Origin of the sequence: Paenibacillus sp. FSL W8-1187 (genome assembly GCF_037965485.1) — a bacterium.
Taxonomy (GTDB): Bacteria; Bacillota; Bacilli; order Paenibacillales; family Paenibacillaceae; genus Paenibacillus_O; species Paenibacillus_O pasadenensis.
Genome location: NZ_CP150181.1, coordinates 5,268,406 through 5,290,347, shown reverse-complemented (window position 1 = coordinate 5,290,347; position 21,942 = coordinate 5,268,406). Strand labels below are relative to the sequence as shown.

22 protein-coding genes are annotated in these 21,942 nt (G+C 57.4%); 9 read left to right on the top strand and 13 right to left on the bottom strand.

Annotated elements, in window-relative coordinates; all coding sequences use genetic code 11:
- Positions 1–9: 9 nt before the first annotated feature.
- Entirely contained in the window at positions 10–1,209 is a 1,200-nt protein-coding gene (locus NYE40_RS22815) for a glycosyltransferase (RefSeq protein WP_339279019.1), read from the bottom strand.
- 183 nt (positions 1,210–1,392) lie between these two features.
- Here NYE40_RS22815 and NYE40_RS22810 point away from each other — a divergent pair, with 183 nt between their 5' ends.
- The 4 genes from NYE40_RS22810 to NYE40_RS22795 all read left to right on the top strand — a co-directional run bounded on the left by NYE40_RS22810 (position 1,393) and on the right by NYE40_RS22795 (position 5,190).
- On the top strand, positions 1,393–1,971 hold the full coding sequence (locus NYE40_RS22810; RefSeq protein WP_339279018.1) for a class I SAM-dependent methyltransferase: 579 nt from the start codon (positions 1,393–1,395) through the stop codon (positions 1,969–1,971).
- 170 nt (positions 1,972–2,141) lie between these two features.
- On the top strand, positions 2,142–3,707 hold the full coding sequence (locus NYE40_RS22805; RefSeq protein WP_339279017.1) for an exosporium glycoprotein BclB-related protein: 1,566 nt from the start codon (positions 2,142–2,144) through the stop codon (positions 3,705–3,707).
- A 197-nt stretch (positions 3,708–3,904) separates the two neighbouring features.
- The gene (locus NYE40_RS22800; protein ID WP_339279016.1) at positions 3,905–4,591 is read left to right on the top strand and encodes a queuosine precursor transporter; all 687 of its coding nucleotides are present in this window, start codon (positions 3,905–3,907) and stop codon (positions 4,589–4,591) included.
- Positions 4,592–4,671: 80 nt separating this feature from the next.
- Positions 4,672–5,190, top strand: a complete 519-nt coding sequence (locus NYE40_RS22795; protein WP_339279015.1) for a DinB family protein — start codon at positions 4,672–4,674, stop codon at positions 5,188–5,190.
- Here the strand turns inward: NYE40_RS22795 and NYE40_RS22790 are convergent.
- The gene (locus tag NYE40_RS22790) at positions 5,175–6,155 is read right to left on the bottom strand and encodes a DUF817 domain-containing protein (RefSeq protein ID WP_339279014.1); all 981 of its coding nucleotides are present in this window, start codon (positions 6,153–6,155) and stop codon (positions 5,175–5,177) included. The genes NYE40_RS22795 and NYE40_RS22790 overlap by 16 nt on opposite strands.
- 135 nt (positions 6,156–6,290) lie before the next feature.
- Entirely contained in the window at positions 6,291–6,773 is a 483-nt protein-coding gene (locus NYE40_RS22785) for a GAF domain-containing protein (RefSeq protein ID WP_339279013.1), read from the bottom strand.
- A gap of 220 nt (positions 6,774–6,993) precedes the next feature.
- Here NYE40_RS22785 and NYE40_RS22780 point away from each other — a divergent pair, with 220 nt between their 5' ends.
- Together NYE40_RS22780 and NYE40_RS22775 are read left to right on the top strand one after the other, a co-directional pair.
- Positions 6,994–8,718, top strand: coding sequence for an ABC transporter ATP-binding protein (locus tag NYE40_RS22780; RefSeq protein WP_339280101.1), 1,725 nt, complete (start codon positions 6,994–6,996; stop codon positions 8,716–8,718).
- On the top strand, positions 8,715–10,556 hold the full coding sequence (locus NYE40_RS22775) for an ABC transporter ATP-binding protein (RefSeq protein ID WP_339279012.1): 1,842 nt from the start codon (positions 8,715–8,717) through the stop codon (positions 10,554–10,556). Before NYE40_RS22780 ends, NYE40_RS22775 begins: the two co-directional genes overlap by 4 nt.
- Positions 10,557–10,684: 128 nt before the next feature.
- On the opposite strand, the gene NYE40_RS22770 is transcribed toward NYE40_RS22775, so the two are convergent.
- Both NYE40_RS22770 and NYE40_RS22765 read right to left on the bottom strand, forming a co-directional pair.
- Positions 10,685–10,873 (bottom strand): hypothetical protein, encoded by a 189-nt coding sequence (locus tag NYE40_RS22770; protein WP_339279011.1) that lies wholly within the window; start codon positions 10,871–10,873, stop codon positions 10,685–10,687.
- 75 nt (positions 10,874–10,948) lie between these two features.
- A complete protein-coding gene (locus NYE40_RS22765) occupies positions 10,949–11,800 on the bottom strand; it encodes an aminoglycoside phosphotransferase family protein (protein WP_339279010.1) in 852 nt (283 codons plus the stop codon).
- 160 nt (positions 11,801–11,960) lie between these two features.
- Between NYE40_RS22765 and NYE40_RS22760 the strand changes: the two genes are divergently transcribed.
- Both NYE40_RS22760 and yidC read left to right on the top strand, forming a co-directional pair.
- Positions 11,961–12,224 (top strand): hypothetical protein, encoded by a 264-nt coding sequence (locus NYE40_RS22760; RefSeq protein WP_339279009.1) that lies wholly within the window; start codon positions 11,961–11,963, stop codon positions 12,222–12,224.
- Positions 12,225–12,245: 21 nt separating this feature from the next.
- A complete protein-coding gene (gene yidC, locus NYE40_RS22755; protein ID WP_339279008.1) occupies positions 12,246–13,094 on the top strand; it encodes a membrane protein insertase YidC in 849 nt (282 codons plus the stop codon).
- An 85-nt stretch (positions 13,095–13,179) separates the two neighbouring features.
- On the opposite strand, the gene NYE40_RS22750 is transcribed toward yidC, so the two are convergent.
- Positions 13,180–13,635, bottom strand: a complete 456-nt coding sequence (locus tag NYE40_RS22750) for a hypothetical protein (protein ID WP_339279007.1) — start codon at positions 13,633–13,635, stop codon at positions 13,180–13,182.
- Between the two features lie 330 nt (positions 13,636–13,965).
- Entirely contained in the window at positions 13,966–14,643 is a 678-nt protein-coding gene (locus NYE40_RS22745; protein WP_339279006.1) for a hypothetical protein, read from the bottom strand.
- Positions 14,644–14,813: 170 nt separating this feature from the next.
- Here NYE40_RS22745 and NYE40_RS22740 point away from each other — a divergent pair, with 170 nt between their 5' ends.
- Positions 14,814–15,035 (top strand): hypothetical protein, encoded by a 222-nt coding sequence (locus tag NYE40_RS22740; RefSeq protein WP_339279005.1) that lies wholly within the window; start codon positions 14,814–14,816, stop codon positions 15,033–15,035.
- Between the two features lie 152 nt (positions 15,036–15,187).
- Here the strand turns inward: NYE40_RS22740 and NYE40_RS22735 are convergent, their stop codons facing one another.
- From NYE40_RS22735 to NYE40_RS22710, 6 genes are all read right to left on the bottom strand, one after another.
- Positions 15,188–15,589, bottom strand: coding sequence for a DUF6262 family protein (locus tag NYE40_RS22735; protein WP_339279004.1), 402 nt, complete (start codon positions 15,587–15,589; stop codon positions 15,188–15,190).
- Positions 15,582–17,534, bottom strand: a complete 1,953-nt coding sequence (locus tag NYE40_RS22730; RefSeq protein WP_339279003.1) for a tyrosine-type recombinase/integrase — start codon at positions 17,532–17,534, stop codon at positions 15,582–15,584. Before NYE40_RS22730 ends, NYE40_RS22735 begins: the two co-directional genes overlap by 8 nt.
- A 58-nt stretch (positions 17,535–17,592) precedes the next feature.
- Complete coding sequence (locus tag NYE40_RS22725) at positions 17,593–18,750, bottom strand: tyrosine-type recombinase/integrase (RefSeq protein ID WP_339279002.1); 1,158 nt, start codon at positions 18,748–18,750, stop codon at positions 17,593–17,595.
- A 328-nt stretch (positions 18,751–19,078) separates the two neighbouring features.
- Positions 19,079–19,813 carry a WecB/TagA/CpsF family glycosyltransferase gene (locus tag NYE40_RS22720; RefSeq protein ID WP_339279001.1) on the bottom strand — a complete coding sequence of 245 codons (735 nt, stop codon included), beginning with the start codon at positions 19,811–19,813 and terminating at the stop codon, positions 19,079–19,081.
- A 121-nt stretch (positions 19,814–19,934) separates the two neighbouring features.
- On the bottom strand, positions 19,935–20,381 hold the full coding sequence (locus NYE40_RS22715) for a GNAT family N-acetyltransferase (RefSeq protein WP_339279000.1): 447 nt from the start codon (positions 20,379–20,381) through the stop codon (positions 19,935–19,937).
- A 680-nt stretch (positions 20,382–21,061) separates the two neighbouring features.
- The gene (locus tag NYE40_RS22710) at positions 21,062–21,832 is read right to left on the bottom strand and encodes an ATP-binding cassette domain-containing protein (protein ID WP_339278999.1); all 771 of its coding nucleotides are present in this window, start codon (positions 21,830–21,832) and stop codon (positions 21,062–21,064) included.
- Positions 21,833–21,942: the final 110 nt, after the last annotated feature.

Genomic DNA, 21,942 nt, shown 5'->3' with positions numbered 1-21,942 from the left:
ATGCAGGCGCTACAGCGACGTCAGCCGGGCGAGCGCCTCGACGAGCGTCGGCCAGCGGCCGGAGGCGGCGATGGCGGCGCGCTGCGCCTCGAAATGCGCCCGCTCCGCGCTGCCGGGCGGGCAGCCCGCATGGGCAGCCAGATGGGCCGGCTGCTGGCCGTGGCGCAGCAGGTAGCCGGCCGCCTCCAGCATGGAGCGCATCGTGCCGAGCAGCGGCAGGTAGATGCCGGCGCTTTCGGCGTCGAGCCGGTAGACCTCGTCGAGCACGAGATGCGCCTGGTAGAAGCTCATCGGCACCGGAAGATACAGGAGCAGCAGGACGAGCAGGCTGATGTCCCGGTATTTCTGCTGGAAGCGGAAGAAGTTCTCCTGCGCCTCCCGGCCGACGGAGGGCGCTACGGGATGCTCCTGGTGGTAGACGGCGGGCTCGCGGATATGCGCGAAGCGGTAGCCTTGGCGGAACAGACGGTAGCCCAGCTCCAGATCGTCCCAGCCGTAGCCCTCGTACTCCTCGAACAGCCCGCAGCGCTCGAACGCCGCTCGCCGCACGGACAGATTGCCGGTATGGCTGATCAGCCAGGGCAGATGGAAGCCCGTCAGACGGTCGCCGAAGCGCTGCAGGATCTCGGCCTCGAACACGGCCTCCATCGGCTTGGCGAACGACAGCTCCACGTACGCCTCGGCGTGGATGTCCTCCCGCCCGAGCAGCAGCTGCGGTCCGCCGCCGCCCATGAACGCCTCCCAGGCGGCATGATGGCGGGGGCGGGGAAAAATCAGGCTATACGCCTGCTGCACCTGCTCGGCCGAGAATCCGGGATGCAGATGCGTATAGGCGCCTTTCATCGTCAGCACGCCGGAGGCGAGCAGCTGTCCGTCCTGTTCGTGCAGGCGCAGATGGGACTCGACGAAGCCCGGTCCGACGAGCACCTCGGCGTCGAGAAAGATCAGCACCTCCCCCTCGGCGATGCGGATGCCCGCGTTGCGGGCGGCGGGCCGGCCGAGGCCGGCCTCCGAGCGGAGCAGGCGCAGCCGGTAAGGAAAGCTCCACGCGGCGGGGATGCCCGGCGTCGCATCCGACGAGGCGTCGTCCACGAGAATGACCTCGTAGCAGTCCGGCGGCACGGTCTGACGCTCCAGCGCGAACAGCGTCAGCAGCACGAGCGGATGCTTGTCGCGGCAGGGCAGGATGATGCTCGCCCGGATGCTCATCGGCTCCGCCTCCTTTCCTGCTTCTAGTCCTACCAGTCTATGGGGCCGGCCGGGGACGGGGCTGGCCGCCTGCCCGGCGGCATGCGCCTGATTTGCCGCGAGCGGAGGCGTTTGCCGCATCGGGAGACTTTGCCCGGCATAGGATGGACTAGACGAGCCGGACCGGCCGAAGGAGGAGCCATCATGATTCAACGAACGGCAAGCAAGGACTTTCTCGGGTTTTTGAACGGCATGATCGCGGGCGCGGACACGCTGCTTGACGTCGGCTGCGGACCGGGCGTCCTGCTGGGCGCGCTGGACGCGCGCAAAATCGTCGCGCTCGACGTGCATCGGCCCTACCTGGCGCATGTGGCCGCCCATTCGCCGCTCGTCATCCCGATCCATGCCGACGCGCTCGAGATCGGCCGCCTGTTCGTGCCCCGTTCGTTCACGGCGGTGACGATGGTCGACGTGCTGGAGCATCTGGACAAGAAGGACGGCTACGAGCTGATCCGGCAGGCGGAGTCGATCGCTCGCGAGCGGGTCATCCTGTTCACGCCGCGCGGCTTCTTCCCGCAGGCGAGCATCGACCACTACGGCCTGAACGGCGAGCAGCACCAGACCCATCGCAGCGGCTGGGAGCCGGAGGAGCTCGAGGCTCTCGGCTACGACATCCTGCTCATGGAAGGCTTCCACGACCGCTCCAACATCGCCTTCGTCGAAGCGTTCGGAGCGGAGCATCCTCCGATCGACGCGATGATGGCGATCAAGAGCCTTATTTAGCGGGCTCGCCGCCCGTCATTCGCTCGATTCGCCCGCGTCCGCGCTCCCTGCTTCGGCAGAGGGCGCGGACGTTTTCCTTTTCCGAGGGGACAGGCGGCTGCAAGTCACGAGTATTCAGATGCCGGCAAACGCATACCTATGAGCAGAACGAAGGGGAGGGGAGCGGGGAGATGGAGGATGGAAACAAGGGGCGCTTGCCGATCGGCGCCCGCAGGCCGCATAAAGGGTCCGACTGCAAGGTTTCGAAAAAGACGGGCGCCACTTGCATCGTGCCGTTCCGACCGGAACAGGCAGACCGGATGGAGGAGATCCTGGAAGGAATCGATGCCGCGCTGGCGTCTCCGGCGTCATCGCCGCCGGCCGGACGGCTGACGGCAGAGCTCAGGCAGCTGCATCAGCTGGCGGTCGATCTGGCGATGCCGAGACGGGAAAAGGCGCGTCTGCTCGCTGCCGTGGAGCTGGCGATCGGAACGGCGGAGCGCGCGGGGAGCTGGACGGATCCTGTCATTGCGGCCGTGCAGCAGCTGCTCGGGGAGCTGCTCGCGATCGTGCTGCTAAGCTGCGTGTCGAACGCGGTCAAGGACGGCTGGGTCGCGCGGCTGAGGCTTGCCGCCCTTGAAGCGTCGTCGATTCCGACCGGCGGGGGCGGCGGACCGCCGGGACCTCCCGGACCGCCAGGGCCTCCAGGGCCGCCAGGATCGACGGGCTTGCCCGGGCCGGCAGGGGCGGCCGGCGCTCAGGGGCCGGCGGGCTCGGTCGGCCCGGCGGGACCGGCAGGGGCGCCGGGACCGGCGGGTGCGCCGGGGGCGGCCGGCGCGACGGGGACGACGGGAGCGGCCGGGGCGATAGGAGCGACCGGGCCGACGGGCGCAACAGGCGCGACGGGAGAGGCGGGACTGTCGGTGACCGGAGCGACCGGCGATACCGGAGCGACCGGAGCTGCGGGAGCGCTAGGGACGACCGGTGACACCGGAGCGACGGGGGCGACGGGCGACACTGGAGCGACCGGGCCGACGGGCGTCACCGGAGTAACCGGACCGACGGGAGCGACCGGGCCGACGGGAGCGACCGGAGCTGTGGGAGCGCTAGGGGCGACCGGCGACACTGGAGCGACGGGGGCGACCGGAGCGCTAGGGACGACCGGCGTGACCGGAGCGACCGGGGCGCTGGGCACGACCGGAGCGACCGGGACGACCGGCGTGACCGGAGCGGCCGGAGCCGGGGCGATCCTTCCTTTCGCATCCGGCCTGCCTGCGGTGCTGACCACGATCGCGGGAGGACTCGTCGGGACGACTACGCTTGTCGGCTTCGGCAGCTCCGCCACGGGCGTGAGCGTCGTCGGCAATACGATCGACTTGACGGGCGCGGCGGGAACGCTGCTCAACTTCGCCTTTTCCGTTCCGCGCGACGGCACGATTACGGCGCTGTCGGCGTATTTCAGCACGACAGCCGCCCTCAGCCTCGTCGGCTCGACGATCAGCATTACGGCGACGCTGTACAGCTCCTCGACGCCGGACAACACCTTTACTCCGATTGCAGGGACCGAGGTGACGCTCGCCCCCGCGCTGACCGGCGTGATCTCGCTGGGGACGATCTCGAACGGCATCGTCACCGGCCTGGCCATTCCGGTCACGACGCAGCAGAGGCTGCTGCTCGTATTCAGCGCGACGGCAAGCGGGCTTACCCTGGTCAATACGGTGGCGGGATATGCAAGCGCCGGACTGTCCATCTCGTAAAGCGCGATCGAAATGCAAAGGGAGAGGGAGGCAAATTCAGCCTCCCTCTTTTTGACGCGCTCCGGCTGTGCTATGATAGACCAGGTTTTTTCGGCAGGCGCAAGGCGATCAGCGGCAGGAAGGATGCCGCCGCCCGCGACTACAGCTGCCGGACGCGGTTCGTGACCATCCCGCGTGACCAAAACTAGGGAGGAATCATGTTCAACTTCTATTGGGGCGTCTTTTTCGTCCTGGTCAACTTCGTGCTGTTCCTGGCCTGCTTCCGGCTGTTCGGCAAGATGGGCCTGTACGCCTGGATCGGCTTCGCCACCGTCATCGCCAACATCCAGGTGACCGAGACGATCCAGATGTTCGGCATCGTCATGACGCTCGGCAACACGATCTACGCCTCGCTCTACATGACGACCGACCTCATCAACGAGCGCTACGGCGGGGCGGAGGCGCGCAAGGCGGTGTGGTTCGGCTTCTTCACGCTGCTCGCGACGACGGTGCTCATGCAGATGGTGCTGGCGTTCGATCCGGCCGAGGGCGACTTCGCCCATGAGCCGCTGAGCGTCATCTTCGGCCTGATGCCCCGGCTCGCGCTCGCCTCGCTCAGCGCGTACCTGGTCAGCCAGTTCCTCGACGTGCGGGTGTTCTCGGCGCTGAAGCGCCGCTTCGGCGGCCGCAGCCAGTTCTGGATCCGGATCAACGGCAGCACGATCCTGAGCCAGTTCGTCGACTCGCTCGTATTCTGCACGATCGCGTTCGCCTTCCACCCCGAGTACCCGTGGGACATCTGGATCCAGATCTTCCTGACGACCTACGTGCTCAAGTTCGTCATCTCCGTCGCGTCCACGCCGGTGCTGTACGCCGCCCGCTCGTTCCGCTTCAAGGACGAGTGAGCGCCTGAGCCGGGATGCAGGATTTCTCGAGCCGTCCGGCGAAAAGAAAGGGAACTTTCTTGTCGAAGGGCGGTTTTTTCATGGACAAAAGACCCGATCCGGCCACCGTGCCGACGTACCAGATTCCGTACCTCAATCGCGTGCCGGAAGGCGACCTGATCGCGCATCTGGCGGAGCAGAAGGAGCGCACGCTGGAGCGGCTCGGCGCGCTGAGCGAGGAGCAGGCGGACCATCGCTATGCTCCGGAGAAGTGGAGCGTGCGCCAGATGGTCGGCCATCTGGCCGATACCGAGCGCATCCTGAGCTTCCGGCTGCTGTCCATCGCGCGTGGAGACCGGGCGCCGCTGCCGGGCTTCGAGGAGGATGCGTATGTCGCGGCGGCTCCGTTCGAGAGCTGGACGCTGCCGCAGGCGCTCGCCGACTATGCCGCGGTGCGCGAGGCGACGCTGTCGCTGCTGCGCGGGCTGGCGCCGGGCGACTGGGAGCGCGAGGGGACGGCCAACGGGCTGCCGCACGGCGTGCTGCAGCTCGGCTGCGTCATCGCCGGGCACGAGCTGCATCATCTCCACGTGCTGACGGAGCGTTACGGCATCGCATAGGCCGGACGGAACGGCAAAAAAGGACGGAAGCGGCAGTTGCCGCCTCCGTCCTTTTTTTGGCCTGCGTCCGCTGGGCGGCCGGTCCGTGCTGCGAGGCTCCGCAAAGACGCGGCCAAGGCGCAGCGATGCGCGGGCACGGCGGCCTTGTCACTTCTGCTCCGGCCGGCCGCGGCGGGCGGATAGCGCCGCTTGAGCGCGTACACCAGCAGCAGGCTGATGATGACGAGCAGGAACCAGCTGCTCAGCTTGCCCCAGTGGACGAGGCTCCAGCCGAGCCGCTGGTCGGGGTAGGCCCACGCGCCGAGGAACGTCGACACGTTCTCGGCCAGCCAGATGAACAAGGCGATGAGGGCGAAGCTGAGCAGCACCGGCATCTTCAGCCTTTGTCCGCCTGCCGTGTAGGACACGCCGGCTTTCCAGAACGCCGCGAAGATCGCCGCCGTCAGCCACCACCGCAGATCCGGCAGCCAGTGATGGGTGAAGAAGTTGGCGTAGACGAGCAGCGCCAGCCCCGTCGACAGCCGCAGGTCGGGCCAGCCGCGGAAGCTCAGATCGAGCCTGCGCCACGCCTGGCACATGTAGCTGGCGACGCTGGCGTACATGAAGCCGCTGTACAGCGGCACGCCGCCGATCTTGCTCCATGCCTCGCCCGGATAGCTCCAGGAGCCCATCCGCACCTTGAACAGCTCGAGCGCGAGCCCGATGAGGTGGAACAGCAGCACGACCTGCAGCTCGCGCGCCGTCTCCAGCCGCAGCAGCAGCATGGCCGCCTGGATGGCCAGGCAGAGCAGGAGGAGCAGGTCGTAGCGGGCGATGCCGGGGACGTCGACCAGCTTCGTGAAGCCGAGCGAGGCGAAGATCAGCACCGGGAACACGCAGCTGAGCGCCTGCTTCCGTCCGAAATCCAGCAGCATCGCCGCCTTGAGCCGCAGCGGCCGCTTCGCGCCGGACAGCGTTTCTTCCATCGTCGCACGCTCCTTTCAAGATCACCTATCCAAGAGAACGAGCGGGCGCGGAGAAAAGCTGGGGACAGGCCGCTGCGATGCGGACGGCGCCGGAACGCAGGCCGGCCCGGAGTCAGGCAGGCATCCGAAGGCCGCTCAGCGCCCTGCCGTCAGCAAGGCCGCGAAGCGCTCCAGGTGGATGCGGTCGGTCTCGTCGAACCGGTCCGCGGCGGGGCTGTCGATGTCGAGCACGCCGAGCAGCCTGCCGTCCTCCGCCAGCAGCGGCACGACGATCTCCGAGCGGGAGGCGGCGTCGCAGGCGATATGGCCGGGAAAGGCATGCACGTCCGGCACGACGACCGTCTCCTTGCGCTCGGCGGCCGTCCCGCAGACGCCGCGGCCGACGGGGATGCGGACGCAGGCCGGCAGGCCTTGGAACGGACCGAGCACGAGCCCCTTTTCCTCCAGCAGATAAAAGCCGACCCAGTTGATCTCGGTCAGGAACTGGCCGAGCAGCGCCGAGGCGTTGGCCAGGTTGGCGATCAGGCTCGGCTCGTCTTCGATGAGCGCCTGCAGCTGGCGGGTGACCGTCTCGTACTGCTGCTCGCGCGTGCCTTCGTAGGCCGTCGTATGGAACATGGGAATCTTCCTTCCTCTATAAGGCTTGATGGGAGCCGGTTTTTCCTACGATACCATATCCGGCGCCGGACGGGGTAATCCGCCAGTTCCGTTTAGGCCAATTTAGGCATTGACGGCCCCGGAGCGGCTGAAGTAGAGTTACGGAATGGAAGGAAGTGTTCGTGTGGAAGGGGAACAAAAAGACGGTCGGAAGATCGGCGGCTGGCACGTCTACCGCGAGATGCTCGGGCGCTACGTGCTGCCGCAGAAGCGGCTGCTCGGCTGGCTGGCCGCGCTGCTGCTGCTGTCGATCGGACTGCAGCTGGTCAACCCGCAGATCATCCGCTATTTCATCGATGCCGCCCAGGGGGACGGCGATCTGACGGCGCTGTACTGGGCCGCCGGCTTCTTCATCCTGTTCTCCCTCGTGCAGCAGGGCGTATCGGTGGCCGCGGCTTATTTCAGCGAGAATCTCGGCTGGTCGACGACGAACCGGCTGCGCGCGGAGCTCGCCGAGCATTGCCTGTCGCTCGACATGAGCTTCCACAAGACGCAGACGTCGGGCTCGCTGATCGAGCGGGTGGACGGAGACGTGAACGCGCTGGCGAACTTCTTCTCCAGCTTCATCATCCACCTCGCCGGCAACCTCGTGCTGATGGTCGGCATCCTGGCGCTGCTGTTCCGCGAGAACGTATGGATCGGGCTCGTCATGACCGCCTTCGTCATCGGCGCGGTCTACGTCATCCAGTGGATCCGCCGCTTCGCCGTGCCGGTCTGGAAGCGCTGGCGCGAGATGAACGCCGAGTTCTACGGCTTCATCGGCGAGCATCTGGAGGGCACCGAGGATACGCGCGCCAACGGCGCGGCCGGCTACGTCATGAACCGCTTCTACGAGCTGACGCGCCGCATGCTGCCCGTGCGGGTGCGGGCGTTCTTCGGCTTCTGCATGATGTGGAGCACGACGATCCTCGTCTTCGCGCTCGGCAACGCCGCCGCGTTCCTCGTCTGCGCCTGGCTGTGGAAGAGCGGGCAGGGAGCGCTGACGATCGGCTCGATCTATCTCGTGTTCTACTATACCGAGCAGCTCGCCAAGCCGATCGAGAAGATCCGCACCCAGCTGGAGGATCTGCAAAAGGCCGACGCCAGCCTGCTGCGCGTGCGCGAGCTGCTGGCGACGCAGCCCAAGATCCAGGACGGCCCCGGGGCGGAGCTGCCGGCCGGGCCGCTGTCCGTCGAATTCCGCGACATGGAGTTCGCCTACGAGGAGGGCGGGCGCAATACGCTGCACCGCCTGCAGCTGACGCTCGAGCCCGGCCAGACGCTCGGCCTGCTCGGCCGCACCGGCAGCGGCAAGACGACGCTCGCGCGGCTGCTGCTGCGCTTCTATGATCCGCAGGCCGGCGGCATCCGGCTCGGCGGCGTCGACCTGCGCGAGCTCAAGCTGCACGAGCTGCGCCGCAAGGTCGCGCTCGTCACGCAGAACATCGAGATCCTCGAGGGCAGCGTGCGCGACAACCTGACGCTGTTCGACGACTCGATCCCAGACGCCCGCATTTCCGAGGTGCTGCACGAGCTCGGGCTCGGCGCCTGGCACGACTCGCTGCCGGACGGCCTCGACACCGTGCTCGCCTCCGGCGGCGGCAGCCTGTCGGCCGGAGAGGCGCAGCTGCTCGCTTTCGCCCGCGTGTTCCTGACCGATCCGGGGCTCGTCATCCTCGACGAGGCGAGCTCGCGGCTCGATCCGCTGACCGAGACGCGCATCGAGCAGGCGATCACGCGCCTGCTGCAGGAGAAGACCTGCATCATCATCGCGCATCGGCTCGCGACCGTGCAGCGCGCCGACCGCATCCTCATCCTGGAGAACGGACGGGTGCTGGAGAGCGGCGGCCGCGAGCAGCTGGCCGGCGACCCCGATTCGAGATTCAGCCGCATGCTCGCGGTCGGCATGGAGGAGGTGCTCGCATGAAGACAAGACAATTTTTCATCTCCTTGATCCGCTACCGGCCGGGGCTGTACGCGCTCAACCTGATCGCCTGGTCGCTCATCCATATGGCTCCGCTCGTGCCGGGCCTGCTCACCAAGGCGTTCTTCGACGATCTGGAAGGCAGCTACGACTTCCCGTACGGCGTCGGCGCGATCGCCGCGCTGCTCGTCGCCGCCGCGCTCGGGCGCATCGGGCTCATCTACGCCGGCTTCCTGACCGACGTCAACGTCCGCTACCGGGTCAGCATGCTGCTGCGCCGCAACATGCTCGCCCATGTGCTCAAGGAGCCCGGAGCGAGGGCGATCCCGGTGTCGCCGGGCGAAGCGATCAGCAACTTCCGCGACGACGTCGACCATAGCGAGGAAGCGTTCAGCTGGTCGGTCGACATGCTCGGCCTCGTCGGCTTCGTCATCGTGGCGAGCTGGATCCTGCTGTCCATCGACGCGCAGATGACGGTGCTCGTGTTCGTGCCGCTCATACTCGTCGTCACGGCCGCCCAGATCGGCACGGCGCGCATCCAGAAGTACCGCGCCGCCAGCCGCGAGGCGACGGCCAAGGTGACGGGAGCGATCAGCGAGATGTTCGGCAACGTGCAGGCGATCCAGGTCGCCGGCGCCGAGAAGCGCGTCGTCGGCCGGTTCGTGGAGCTGAGCGAGCGCCGCCGCCAGACGATGGTCAAGGACAAGCTGATGACCGAGGCGCTGTCCTCCGTCTTCGCCAACTCCGTCAACCTCGGCACCGGCCTCATCCTGCTGCTCGCCGGCTACAAGATGCGCGCCGGCGGGTTCACGGTCGGCGACCTGGCGCTGTTCGTCTACTACCTGACGTTCGTGACGCAGCTCATCGGCAACGTCGGCAACTTCATGACCTACTACAAGCAGATGGCCGTCAGCTTCAGCCGCATCAAGTCGATGCTGCAAGGCGCGCCGGCGCAGCTGCTCACGAGGCCCGCCTATATCGGACTCGGCCGCCGGAAGCCTCGGGGCGGCGGACAGGCGGAGGGAGCGGGAGCCTCGGCAGGCTCGCCGCAGGACGCGGATCGCTCCGCTCCGCCAGCGGACGACGGCTTCGCGCCGCCGGTCGTGGCCCCGCCCCTGCAAGCGCTGGAGGCGCGCGGCCTGACGTACCGCTTCCCGGAGACGGGACGCGGCATCGAAGGCATCGACCTGACGCTGCGGGCCGGCTCGTTCACCGTCGTCACCGGCATGATCGGCAGCGGCAAGACGACGCTCGTGCGGACGCTGCTCGGGCTGCTGCCGGCCGAGGCGGGCGAGATCCGCTGGAACGGCGAGCTCGTCGAGCGGCCGGCCGACTTCTTCGTGCCGCCGCAGAGCGCGTATACGGCGCAGATTCCGCGCCTGTACAGCGACCGGCTCCGCGACAACATCCTGCTCGGCGAGCCCGAGCGGCCCGGCAGCGTGGAGGGAGCTCTCCATGCCGCCGTCATGGAGGAGGACATCGGCGGGCTGGAGCACGGCCTCGACACGATGGTCGGCCCGCGCGGCGTCAAGCTGTCCGGCGGACAGGCGCAGCGGACGGCCGCGGCCCGCATGCTCGTGCGCGACGCGCAGCTGTACGTGTTCGACGACCTGTCGAGCGCGCTCGACGTCGAGACGGAGCGCCGGCTCTGGGAGCGGCTGTTCCGGCAGCGGGGAGACGCGGCTTGCCTCGTCGTCTCCCACCGCAAGGCGGCGCTCGCGCATGCCGACCATATCATCGTGCTGCATGGCGGCCGCATCGAGGCCGAGGGCAGCGCCGAGGAGCTGCTGCGCACGAGCGAGAGCTTCCGCCAGCTGTGGCATGGCGAGGAGACCGGCTGAAGGCGCGGGCGAGCCGGCCGGCTTCCGCGGCTTCGCGGAGGCCCAGGGCAGCAAGCCTGAACATGCAAATAAGGGGCAGCCTTGCCGCATCCAGCGGAGGGCCAGCCCCTTTCCTTTTTCGCATCCGCTCAATGCAGATACGTATAGATGTACGTCTTGCCGCACATATGGCGCTCATCGGCGTCGTAGACGCGGATGCGCAGCAGCTCGCTTACGGTCAGCGAGTGCAGGTAGGCGTTCAGCTCCGACTGACGGCGGAACACCAGCTCCTGCGGGTCTTTCTCGCCGCCGGCATAGCGCAAGGTCCAGGTCGACATGCTCATTCCCTCCACGTTCGCTTCGTTCGCCTTTCGGCGAAGGGCTTAGGTTCATTGTATCCTTTTCGGCAGCGGCTAATCATGGGCGGCGGCGGGCTGCTGCGGATGGAGCCTCCGCAGCTCGCTCTGCACGAGCTCGCGCAGCTGCAGCTTCTCCTCCGGGGGCAGCTCCTCGCAGAGCCGGGCGGCGGCCAGCGGGAGCATCCACGCCTCCAGCTCCCTGGCTTCCAGCCCGCTGAGCCGCAGGTAGGCGCGGCGGTACTGCCGCAGCAGCATCGAGCGGATCGCGTCCAGAACCAGGCCCGAGAGGCGGGACAGCTCCGCCGGCAGCGCCGCCATCCGCAGCAGCAGCAAGGTGCGCGCGGCGTCCGCGGCCGGGTGGCCGTAGACGGCCGTCATCCAGTCGATGACCCACGGCTTGCCGCCGCTCAGCAGGACGTTGCCGGGATGGAAGTCGCCGTGCAGCAGCTGGCGGCCGGCCGGAAGCTTGCCCAGAGCCGCGATGGCGGCCGCCTTTTCGGGCTCGGAGAGCAGGGGCGCGGCTTGGATGCGGCGCTTGAGCATGTCGGACAGGCACGGCAGGCCGGAGTCCGGTCCGGCTCCCTTGCGATGGATGGAGACATGCAGCCGGGCCAGGCCGGCTCCGCTGGAGGCGATGCGCCATGGCTGGCGGAACAGGGCGGCGAGCATCGACCGGCCCTCGATCCGCTCGAAGGCGATCGCCGGACGGCCTTGCCATTCCGACAGGAAAAAAGCTTTCGGCACGGGCAGTCCGGCCGAGGCGGCGAACCGGGATGCCGCAAGCTCCTGCTCGGCGGCGGGACGGGGGATGCTTTCCTTGAACCATTTCAGAACCTGGCCGGCGCCATAGCTGCAGATCTGGGCGGTGCGGCCCTGGGCCGTGACCGGGCCTGGAGCATGTTCCATGATGTCGGCTCACTCCGTTCTCGAATGTTCCTCGCGAGTTCGATTCCTAATTCTGCAAGCGGTGCGAAAAATCCTGCCGAGGCCGCGCATCGCATGCCGCTGGCGCGGGCAGACGCGCTGTGGTACGCTGGAGTCCAGATGAAGCGGAGGAGGTGAGATCATGCTGGACGTGCATGAGCTGCTGTCTTGGATCTGGTCGATCGGCCTGGCCTGCTCGGCCGCGTATTATTACATGGCGTGGCTGCATGCCGGATCGCGCAGCGCTTCCATGCTGCCTGCGGCGGCCGAGCTCGGCTCTCCTTGCGTGATCCGGCCCGCTGCCGCCAGCCGTCCGATCGGCCAGAGGCTGGTCCGGCTGAGGAAGCGCAAGGAATCGCCCGACGACGACGCCTCCGCCTGCCCGTCCCTTGTCGCTGTCGCTTAGACAAGACAAGGGAGGACCATTATGTTCACCATGATTCCGAAGCCGAGGCTCGGATCGTTCGCCAAGGGCGCGCTTGCCGCGACCGCCCTGCTGCTGCTCGCCGGCTGCGGCGCGCACGGCACGATCGATGCCGGTACGCCGGGGCTGTTCAACCACTACGTCGTCTTTCCGCTGGCCTGGCTGCTGCGCGTCCTCGCCGGAGGCCTGCATGACAATTACGGCATCGCGCTCATCCTCGTGACGCTGCTCGTGCGGCTCGCGCTCATGCCGCTCATGCTGCGGCAGTACCGCGGCCAGCAGGTCATGAAGGGCAAGATGAAGCGCATGCAGCCGGAGCTCGAGGCGCTCAAGGCGCGCCATGCGGACGGCGGCAAGACGCCGGAAGCGATGCAGAAGCAGCAGAAGGAAATGATGGAGCTGTACAGCAAGCACGGCTACAACCCGCTGGCGATCGGCTGCCTGCCGCTGCTCATCCAGCTGCCGATCCTGACGGGCCTCTACTATGCGATCCGCATGAGCCCGGAGCTGTCGAGCCACAGCTTCCTCTGGTTCCAGCTCGGCCAGCCGGACCTCGTCCTGCCGCTGCTCGCGGCGGCCGTGTACTTCGTGCAGGCGAAGCTGTCGCAGCGGGGCATCGAGCAGACCGACATGCAGAAGCAGATGGCCTGGATGGTCTATCTGTCGCCGGTCATGATGGGCCTGTTCTCGTTCACCGCTCCGGCGGCGCTGCCGCTCTACTGGACGGCGGGCGGCCTGATCCTCATCGTGCAGACGCTGCTGGGGCAGCGGCTGTACCGGCATCTGGCCGAGGGCGAGGAGCCCGCGCCGACCCGGGGCCGCTCAGGCGCCGCCGCCAAAGGCGCTCGCTGACGTCACGCGATGCAAAGAAAAGCCTTTCCGACTGCCGCCGGCGGTCGGAAAGGCTTTTTTGGCTTGCGATGGAAAGGGCCGGGAGCTACACGTTGACCTCGATCGGCTCGTCCTTGCCCTTGAGCTTCACGCGCATCATCTCTACGTTCTGCGAGCTGCCGAGGTTGACGTTCTTGGAGTCGAACTCGATGCTGTCCTGCACCTCGAGGCGGCCCCCGTCCTCCACGGTCTTGCCGATCGTCTTGCGCAGGGAACGGTCCGGATCATTCAGCAGCAGGTTGCTCTTGAGGATGGGCTCGACCCATTCGACCTCCTGCGCGGAGCCGCTGACATTCTCGAGCGTGACGCGATAGGTGAGGTTTTTCCAGTTGTCCTTGCCGGGCACGATATCGAGACCCTCGCTGGCGACGCGGGATTTCCAGCCGTCGGTCACCGGAGAGGTGAAATTGCAGCCGCCGAGCAGCAGCGAGCAGAGGAGGACGAGCAGCGCGAGCAGCTTGAGCGGACGGACGGCCGCAGGGCGGCCTGGCCAGGTAGTCATCGGGCGACAGCTCCTTGTACGCGATAGTCGGGCCGTCGCGGAAGGCGGCCCTTTCCTCCATTGTAGAGAACGGCGCTTGCCGGAGCAAAGGACATTCCGTGACAATTGCGGCGGCTCCCGGCCGGATGTCTGCCGCATCCGGGAGAAGGAGGCTTTCTTGGCATAGGCTTTCTATGTAACGGAACCATCAATCTCTTAGTGATTGTAAAACATCCATGAAGACGTCATGAATTAGGCCTGTCTCGCCTGCTATATTGCTGTTCTTATTAATTTGGTAATAAAAAAAGACAACACTCAAGAAAAAATGAGTGTTGTCTCTTTTATGATGTTTTACACAGAATAGTACAAAGTTTGATCGAATGGCTTCCTTGCATATACATCAGTTGAAGTTCCATAAGTAAACGAATATCCAAACGATTCAAGTACAGAGAGAGAGAGTTCACCAGATGCGTTTTGAGTAGTCTTAACCGTAATCGTACCGGAACCAAGGGAGGAGATTTCTGTTGCAGGGAATTTGCCTGTTCGAGAAGCTGTATATGCAGATGTGCCCTCCAGGCTTGCTGCATTCGAGTTAATGATCCGCAGCGCTGTGTTATTTACCTTGTTGATTTGTCTGAATGAACCAGAAACAGCAACTTCAAGGTCGGCCTGCAATCTTGTTGTTACAGGTCCACTTGCCTTGTCACTATATGCTATTACAAGGGTCACGGCAGAACTTGCCAAAGGGGTAATCAAGGAATTCTTTATCCGAGAATCTATTTGGGGAGAGAGTTGTCCTTTTTCAATTTCTCCGTATGTCTCTAAAAGGGAGCCGGTTTCTTTATCAAATATTTTTACTTCTGTTGTATTTCCGCTTTCGGATTTCACCAGATTGACGTCTTCGCTGTCATATGGGGCTGTAAAATAGAGATTATCTACTTTAAATTTGATTTCATCTACAGGGCTTGATTGGTTTCCAATTGCTGCTGCAGAAACAGGGGCAACCACAGAGGCTGTCAGGGCAGTCATCAGTGCAACAGAAAGAAATTTTTTCTTCGATTAAATTAACTCCTCTAATGATGTATTTTTACTACAATGGAAAATATATCATACATAACGATGTGTACAAAAGGTCCCGATGACCTATTTAAAAACCAGGACTATTTTGTTATATTTATTCTTATTTAGGGGGTGTGGAAATGAATGAAGAGGAAATTAAAAAGATAATTGAGAATCTTGGGAAATCATCTAGTGCTACATCTGATGTAGCGGGGCAAATTAAATTTTCGGTTGTGTCGCTTGACAATATTGCTAACGAAATTGATCAATTGAATTCTAATGCAACAATATTAATATATTTTCTTGGCGCGATTACGTTGCTGTTAGGAATTATGTTGGTAAAGTCGTTTTTCAATAAATAATCTTAATAGTAAAGAAAAGAAACCACCTCCGCTTGTTATCTTAACTAATAAAGAGTCAATCCCTATACTTATGGGATTGACTCTTTATTCATATGTGTATTGTGTATTAACTAAAGTATCGTAATAGGTGGACTGTATAGTAATCTCGTGAGTTAAATTCCTTTATCGTAATCTTCACCGTATCTCCGTTTCAAAATACCCTGTAGTTTTTTTACCTCGGCTTCTAATTCTTTAATACGCTTGTTTTTTGATGCAATAAGGACATCTTTACTTTCATTCGTCATTTCTCTTTTCACTTGTTTTGGAGATTGTAAACCTTCCTGTTGTTTTCGCAAATCATTTATACGATCATATTGGTGGTCATAAAGGTATTTTTTCGAGACACTGGATTTTTCTGCTACAGTATTGAAGTTAATCTTTTCTTTATCCTTTATGAGTTGTTGAATCGCCTTGTCCACTCGTTCTTCACAACTTTTGGATCTTCTATCCCTGGCTAACTTCAGTCCCTCTGTATTGCGAATCCATGTATTCGGTTGTTCTATTTCTTTAAGCATTAACCCGTTCCTCCCCGACAAGTTCACGACCCTTTTTACCAGACTTATGATGAATTTTGCCTGTTTTTAATACCCCTAAAATCTCCTCGTAACGATCCAAAAGAGTTTGGTTTTTCTCAACCCAAATATTTTGACCTTGAGCTTTGCCTCTTTGAATTAGAGCTTTTGTTTCTTGGATTTCAAGCTCATACTGAGGGATAAAATCAGGTGTAGTACAAAGATTTCTACAAGTAAGGCATGGATTTAATTGGGTTTGACACTCCAATTTCTTTGGCTTCATGCAATATCCAAGTGGCATTCTTACCGCATCGAGATTTTGGCGAATATATTCCCATTCAATGACATCTTCATTTTGAATGTCAGTAACATCAATTTTTTTAATTACACCGTTCTCGCCAATTTTGAATAACCCTTGCTGATTAGCTTCCTCCCATGACTTACGCATGGTCGTATCAAGAACTTTAGCGTATCTAAGGCTCATTTCAGGCGAAGCATGAGCCAGCCATTTTTGGACGTGCAATATTGGCATTCCATTGTTTATAAGCTCCACAGCTTTTGTATGCCTGAACGCATGATTGCCAAAATGAAAGACGTTCCCCTGGTAATCAACAATATGGTGATTTTTCGCAAGACGATTAAGTGCTTTTCTGATATATGCACCATCTGGACAACGACCTTTTCTTTTTCCATCATATCGAACAAATAATAAATGATTCGGGTTATTATTGGGTGTACTTTTTACTTTTACTTCCTCAACTACTGCTTTTACAACGGCATAGACTTCATCCGTTATCGGTACACGGTGGTTTATGACTTGTGTTTTCGGTATATCTCCGCAAAGATACCAACCTTGTGAGGTTCTATCTAAACAGGTATCATATCGTAGATTTAAGATGTCAGATATTCTCCATCCACTTGCCCTTAACAGAATCACAATCGGAATGTATTCGGAAGGCGACAAATGTTCCAGATTTTCTTCCAATTGTTGAAGAACTCCTTCTGAAATATATTTAACATCCTCATCAGTCCTTTGCGGTTGTTTAGGAATGTCCTCTTTGAATAATAGGCATACAACAGGCAATTCAGGTGCTTCTGGAAACATCGCTTGTTGGCTGTATTCAAGGAATTTTCGTAGGGAAACAAGGCATTTAATGTGCATCGCCACCATTCCCTCAGTATGACCCCTGTACCAAGCTAAATAGTTTTCCATGTGCTTTCTTGTTAGCATCGTTAAGTCTTTCCAAGTCGGCTCTTGGCTATGAATATGGTTGAAGAATAATCGTAATGCCACAATATCGACTGTACATTGATTTTGTGAATTATTTGTTGTCCTGTATTTTATGTACCTTTTAGCCAACTCTCTGAATTCTAATGGTACATTTGAGAAATCAAGTAGATATTGCGATTTGTTTTCTGTAATCTTAGCTCCTGGAATATTGCGACAATCCCATACATCCTTTTCGTATTCATCACGAGTATCATAGAGGTTTACAAAGAAAGAATATAGTTGATTAAAGATTGCCTTGTAATGGCTAGTTAGTTCGCCCTTATCGTTGATTTTGATGCCCCTATCGATCAAAAAGGAACGCCATTGCAATAGAACTTTAGCGTGGGGAATCTCTGCAATACTGGTTATATGAGGATACTGTTTACTAAGGAATTCAGCAAAGTGCTTTAAAGCTACTCCATATGAAAAAACTGTAGTGAGCTTTATTTTCTCTTCTTTTAACTGATAAGCATACATGTACTTAATTTCATTTCGGATAGATTGACGAAACCCAGAAAAGTCAATTGTTTTTTTGGGGAAATTCCATTTTTCAGATCTTAAACTATCAAAGAATGAGTCTCTGCAATCCCACACATCGTTGCCCCAATACCCACTCAGCAACTCGCTGATTTTATTTTTTTTCTCAACCGTTGTTTGAGTTGAATATGCTATACTCATTTTATTTGCCCCCATTAGCATTTTGTTTGATCGTGAAGTTTTCGAATAGTACCGTGAATCAGTTTTCCTTGAAGATAGATTGAAGCTCTTCTTCAAGGGATTCAGATGTTCCCTTATTCAGCTTCATAGTTGTTTCCGACTTTTTCCAGCTCTCGTACATTTCCTCTTCATCAGGATGTGAATATATCTGTATGGGGGTCTGTACATTTGACCACCCTCCACGAACTCGAATCTTGGAGAAATCCCATCCTTGTTTTCGGAGAGTATTAAAGTGACTGTGACGAAACATGTGGGGAGTTACATCTATTCCTGTTTTCTTTCGCAATCTCAAAAACAGGGAAGTAACATCAGGATACTCCATAGGTTGATATTTGTTCTGTCCTGAAAGCTTGATAAACACATGGTTGGTATCAACCTCGTCCGTGTGACATTCAGCAATATAATCCATATACATGTTGATTAAGTCAGAAGACACATCAATTTTCCTTGGGCTACATACTGTCTTAATCTCAGCTCCGTTGACCAATTCACCTCTGTCCTTTAGGTCAATTTTCCTTTGATCAATTAGAAAATCTCCGATCCAGAGAGATAAACATTCTCCAATTCGAAATCCTGACTCCCACAGTAATTGTAGAAGGAATTGATCCCGTAAATTGGAACATGCACCTTGTAATGTAGCGATCTTATCCTTGGAGATTGTTTTGGGTCGCTTTTTAGGAACTTTAAGTTTTAGAATCTTGGAATCAAAGTCTCTATCTTTGTTGATGTGGTAGAGGAAGTCCTTAAATCCCTTACGGAAACCTGGTAATTGCTTTTTCATCTTTTGAGATAGCTTCAGGGAGTAATCGTCATGCCTCATAAGGTAATCGTAGAACTCAGTTACAGTCCCAATGTAGGTGTTAATGGTACTTGCTTGCAGACCTACCCCTATAGGCTTTAAAGTGGCTACTTTCACGTCTCGGTGAGGTGTCTGTAACCACCTGATGAATTCTGCCATTTCGTCTAATCCAATATGACGATAGTCATATTCTTTCTGCTGTAAGAACTCAAAGAAATGCTTCAAATGATAGCAATAGGCTCGAAGAGTGTTTCTTCCTTTTCCCGCATTGTCTTTATATCTAAGGAACATAAAGACAGGTTCTATAGGTTCACCTTCGTCATCCACAAGAAGATAGCGTTTCTTGCTTTCTGGTGTCTCGATTTCTTCAACTCTCATTTCATTTACCTCCGAACGTAAAAAAAGCATTTTATATTACGCAAACGGACAGAAAAATCCCTTTGCGAATATATAAAATGCTTCGTTGGTCCAGAAGTGGTTGGACTAAACTAAATGTTAAAAAGGTTATATACAAAAAGTTATATAAAAGTATATTGAGTATAGTGCATTTCCATGTACTTGTAAATACTGGTTTTCATTTTATACTGGTAGCCCATGACTTTCTTCGATATTATCCTTGATTGTAGATTTGCGAGCAAAAGAAAAACCGCCAAATTATGGGTTCATTCTGAACTATCGTGTCCCGTTAGTTCAATGGAATGACGATTTACTTTTCTCTAAACGTTAGTGCACGAATTGCGAATTTAGGTAAGATCAACTGTCGCTTCCATCTTGAAGGTTGTTGAATCAACCTGTAAAGCCATTCCAAGTTTAGCCGTTTCCAGCTTTCTGGGGTCTCCTTTACTTTTCCTGCAATTACATCAAGACTACCTCCAACACCAATAGCAATCCTCGCATTTAGTTCTGATTTATTCTTATGAATCCATCTTTCTGCATAGGGTGCTCCAATTGCAACCACTAAAATATCAGGCTTTAAAGTTCCAATTTCTTTGACAATCTTATCTTCTTCAGTTTGTTTAAAGAAACCATGGTGTCTACCTAATATTGAAAGGGCAGGATACTTTTTACGTATAACCTCACACACTTTTTCATTAGTTAGTGGATCTGCACCCAGAAAATAAAAGGACCATTTCTTTTGGTTCCCAGAATCGAGTAACCTTAATAACGTGTCGTATCCAGTAACCCTTTCGGGAAGATTCCCACCTCTTAGACGAGACACCATTACAATTCCAATACCGTCAGCTGTAATCAGACCTGCTTCATCAATTATTGAGCGTAACGATGTGTCTTTTTGACAAGCCATAGTGATCTCTGGGTTAACCGTTATTACATGAAAGAGTTCGGGTCTATTCTCTTCAATTACATCAGTGAGAACTTCTATTGTACGGTCTAACGTCATCTTTGGGAAATTAACTCCCATGACTTTGGCGTATTTCTCCATAATGGTTTGTCCACCCTCATAAAATATGTTAACTACATTTTAACATGGATATGATTCCCAAACTATCCTGCCCGTTAACGTAACAAAGACTGCCGACAAGTGCCGACAGTCAATGGTCTTGTTACACGATTTGAAGTAAGCGTATTATTTCACCATCTACCACTTCTTCACTGACTTTTTTAAATCCTAAAGATTCATATAAGCCCTCAGCAATTTGATTATTTGGTCTATGTCCAATCATCATTCTCTTGCAGTTCATCATACTCATTAATTCAATCAACTTTTCCATTGCTGCTTTACCGTAGCCTTTGCCTTGATGCTTCTCATCGATCATTATGGCAGGTATCCAGTAGTTTTCGTCCTTATCAGGTTTCATACAAAAAACGATAAAACCGACTAAATCATCATCCCAATAAACAGCACGCAATTCAAAATCATCAACATATTTAGATTCTGCAATCCAGTAAACAACTGGTGCTGGAAAAACATTAAGTTGCTCTGTCTTTACTTTAAGCTGTGTACACTCATACCAGTTCTCAACAGACACTGGCTTTAGATTAATTACCATAGACAATTCCTCCCGAAGTTTACTTCACAGAGGAATTTTAGGTCTCCTCTGTGACTAAAACAAAACTCTTCCAGTGACAACCACCAAAGCTTGGATATTTTTCATACCACATCACTCCCTTCGAAAATGAAACAAATGCCAATCTAATCATATTCGACTGATTTGAGAAAATCCCTTTTTCTCACAATGTGAATTAATCTAAACTAAACTGCCCGTTAGGTTAATGAAATCAATGATAACCAAGATAATCAAACACTGAACTATAACTGAGCCACAATCAAAGTAAGCCATACACAGAATACTATGTATACTTTATTTAGTAAGTATTGTTTAACAGTGTACAAAGTATAAAAAGAAAAGGTAGACCATACACAGGGTACTATATAGTCTACCTATTACTATAGTTTAGTTAATAATTGGAAGTGGTTTCTTTTGGTTTTAAATCTTCGTAAATTTGTTTTTACTAATAATAAACTGCTAGCTGGTTATTGATGACCGCTTGCAGTTTTTAAATAGCAAACTATTGTGCATCATTATCAGTGTTGCCTGTTTGACCTCCACGTCCGGTAAAAATCCGTCCTGACTTCCATCGTGAGCAGTTTGCAGATTATAAGTAGGAGCAAATTATTAGAGAAAATAAGATCGGCCGCCAAGGGCCGATTTTAGGCTAGCATTCCAGCTCAAAGAGCCCGTACGTATACTCTCCCGCCGTGCGTCTCCGCGATGACCGGCGCCTCGAAGAACTCGGTCAGCGTCGCCGAGTCGAGCACGTCGGCGACCGGTCCGCTGCGGAAGATCTGTCCCCGTCGCAGCAGCAGCGCATGGCCGAGCTCCGGCACGATCTCCTCCGTATGGTGGGTGACGTAGATGAGGGTCGGCGCGTCGGGCCGGCGGGCCAGCTCGGAGATGCTCCCCAGCAGCCGCTCGCGAGAGAACAGGTCGAGCCCGTTGCAGGGCTCGTCGAGGATGAGTACCCGCGGCGAAGCCATGAGGGCGCGCGCGATGAGCAGCTTCTGCTTCTCGCCCTGCGAGCAGGTGCCGTACTCCCGGTCCCACAGATGGATGCAGCCGAGCGACTCCATATGTCCCCGCGCCCGCGCCTCGTCCTCCTCGGAGACGGCGTCGTAGAGGCCGATCGTCGCATGGATGCCGCTCAGGACGACGTACTGAGCGCGGTCGGTCTTGTACAGCTTGTCCTGCAAGGAATTGCTCACCCATCCGATCGACTTGCGCAGCGCGCGCAGGTCGACCTCGCCGAACTTGCGGCCCAGCACCGACACCTCGCCCGACGTCGGCCAGATGTAGCCGCAGACGATGTTCAGCAGCGTCGTCTTGCCGGAGCCGTTCAGGCCGAGCAGCGCCCAGTGCTCGCCGGGCTGCACGCGCCAGCTGACGTCGTCCAGCAGCGTCCGCTTCTCCCTTTTCCACGTCACATGCTTCAGTTCGATCATGATGATTCCCCTCCCGATTCGATTGACCTGTAGTTCGTTCTATTCTAAAGGATTCGCCTCCGGCTGGCCTATACAAAATCTTTAGAATTCGGTGACGGGCCCTTTACATC

Bases quoted from the DNA above. Each gene is read 5' to 3' on its own strand.
- NYE40_RS22815 (WP_339279019.1), bottom strand. From the start codon at position 1,209: ATGAGCATCCGGGCGAGCATCATCCTGCCCTGCCGCGACAAGCATCCG.
- NYE40_RS22810 (WP_339279018.1), top strand. From the start codon at position 1,393: ATGATTCAACGAACGGCAAGCAAGGACTTTCTCGGGTTTTTGAACGGC.
- NYE40_RS22805 (WP_339279017.1), top strand. From the start codon at position 2,142: ATGGAGGATGGAAACAAGGGGCGCTTGCCGATCGGCGCCCGCAGGCCG.
- NYE40_RS22800 (WP_339279016.1), top strand. From the start codon at position 3,905: ATGTTCAACTTCTATTGGGGCGTCTTTTTCGTCCTGGTCAACTTCGTG.
- NYE40_RS22795 (WP_339279015.1), top strand. From the start codon at position 4,672: ATGGACAAAAGACCCGATCCGGCCACCGTGCCGACGTACCAGATTCCG.
- NYE40_RS22790 (WP_339279014.1), bottom strand. From the start codon at position 6,155: ATGGAAGAAACGCTGTCCGGCGCGAAGCGGCCGCTGCGGCTCAAGGCG.
- NYE40_RS22785 (WP_339279013.1), bottom strand. From the start codon at position 6,773: ATGTTCCATACGACGGCCTACGAAGGCACGCGCGAGCAGCAGTACGAG.
- NYE40_RS22780 (WP_339280101.1), top strand. From the start codon at position 6,994: ATGCTCGGGCGCTACGTGCTGCCGCAGAAGCGGCTGCTCGGCTGGCTG.
- NYE40_RS22775 (WP_339279012.1), top strand. From the start codon at position 8,715: ATGAAGACAAGACAATTTTTCATCTCCTTGATCCGCTACCGGCCGGGG.
- NYE40_RS22770 (WP_339279011.1), bottom strand. From the start codon at position 10,873: ATGTCGACCTGGACCTTGCGCTATGCCGGCGGCGAGAAAGACCCGCAG.
- NYE40_RS22765 (WP_339279010.1), bottom strand. From the start codon at position 11,800: ATGGAACATGCTCCAGGCCCGGTCACGGCCCAGGGCCGCACCGCCCAG.
- NYE40_RS22760 (WP_339279009.1), top strand. From the start codon at position 11,961: ATGCTGGACGTGCATGAGCTGCTGTCTTGGATCTGGTCGATCGGCCTG.
- yidC (WP_339279008.1), top strand. From the start codon at position 12,246: ATGTTCACCATGATTCCGAAGCCGAGGCTCGGATCGTTCGCCAAGGGC.
- NYE40_RS22750 (WP_339279007.1), bottom strand. From the start codon at position 13,635: ATGACTACCTGGCCAGGCCGCCCTGCGGCCGTCCGTCCGCTCAAGCTG.
- NYE40_RS22745 (WP_339279006.1), bottom strand. From the start codon at position 14,643: ATGACTGCCCTGACAGCCTCTGTGGTTGCCCCTGTTTCTGCAGCAGCA.
- NYE40_RS22740 (WP_339279005.1), top strand. From the start codon at position 14,814: ATGAATGAAGAGGAAATTAAAAAGATAATTGAGAATCTTGGGAAATCA.
- NYE40_RS22735 (WP_339279004.1), bottom strand. From the start codon at position 15,589: ATGCTTAAAGAAATAGAACAACCGAATACATGGATTCGCAATACAGAG.
- NYE40_RS22730 (WP_339279003.1), bottom strand. From the start codon at position 17,534: ATGAGTATAGCATATTCAACTCAAACAACGGTTGAGAAAAAAAATAAA.
- NYE40_RS22725 (WP_339279002.1), bottom strand. From the start codon at position 18,750: ATGAGAGTTGAAGAAATCGAGACACCAGAAAGCAAGAAACGCTATCTT.
- NYE40_RS22720 (WP_339279001.1), bottom strand. From the start codon at position 19,813: ATGGAGAAATACGCCAAAGTCATGGGAGTTAATTTCCCAAAGATGACG.
- NYE40_RS22715 (WP_339279000.1), bottom strand. From the start codon at position 20,381: ATGGTAATTAATCTAAAGCCAGTGTCTGTTGAGAACTGGTATGAGTGT.
- NYE40_RS22710 (WP_339278999.1), bottom strand. From the start codon at position 21,832: ATGATCGAACTGAAGCATGTGACGTGGAAAAGGGAGAAGCGGACGCTG.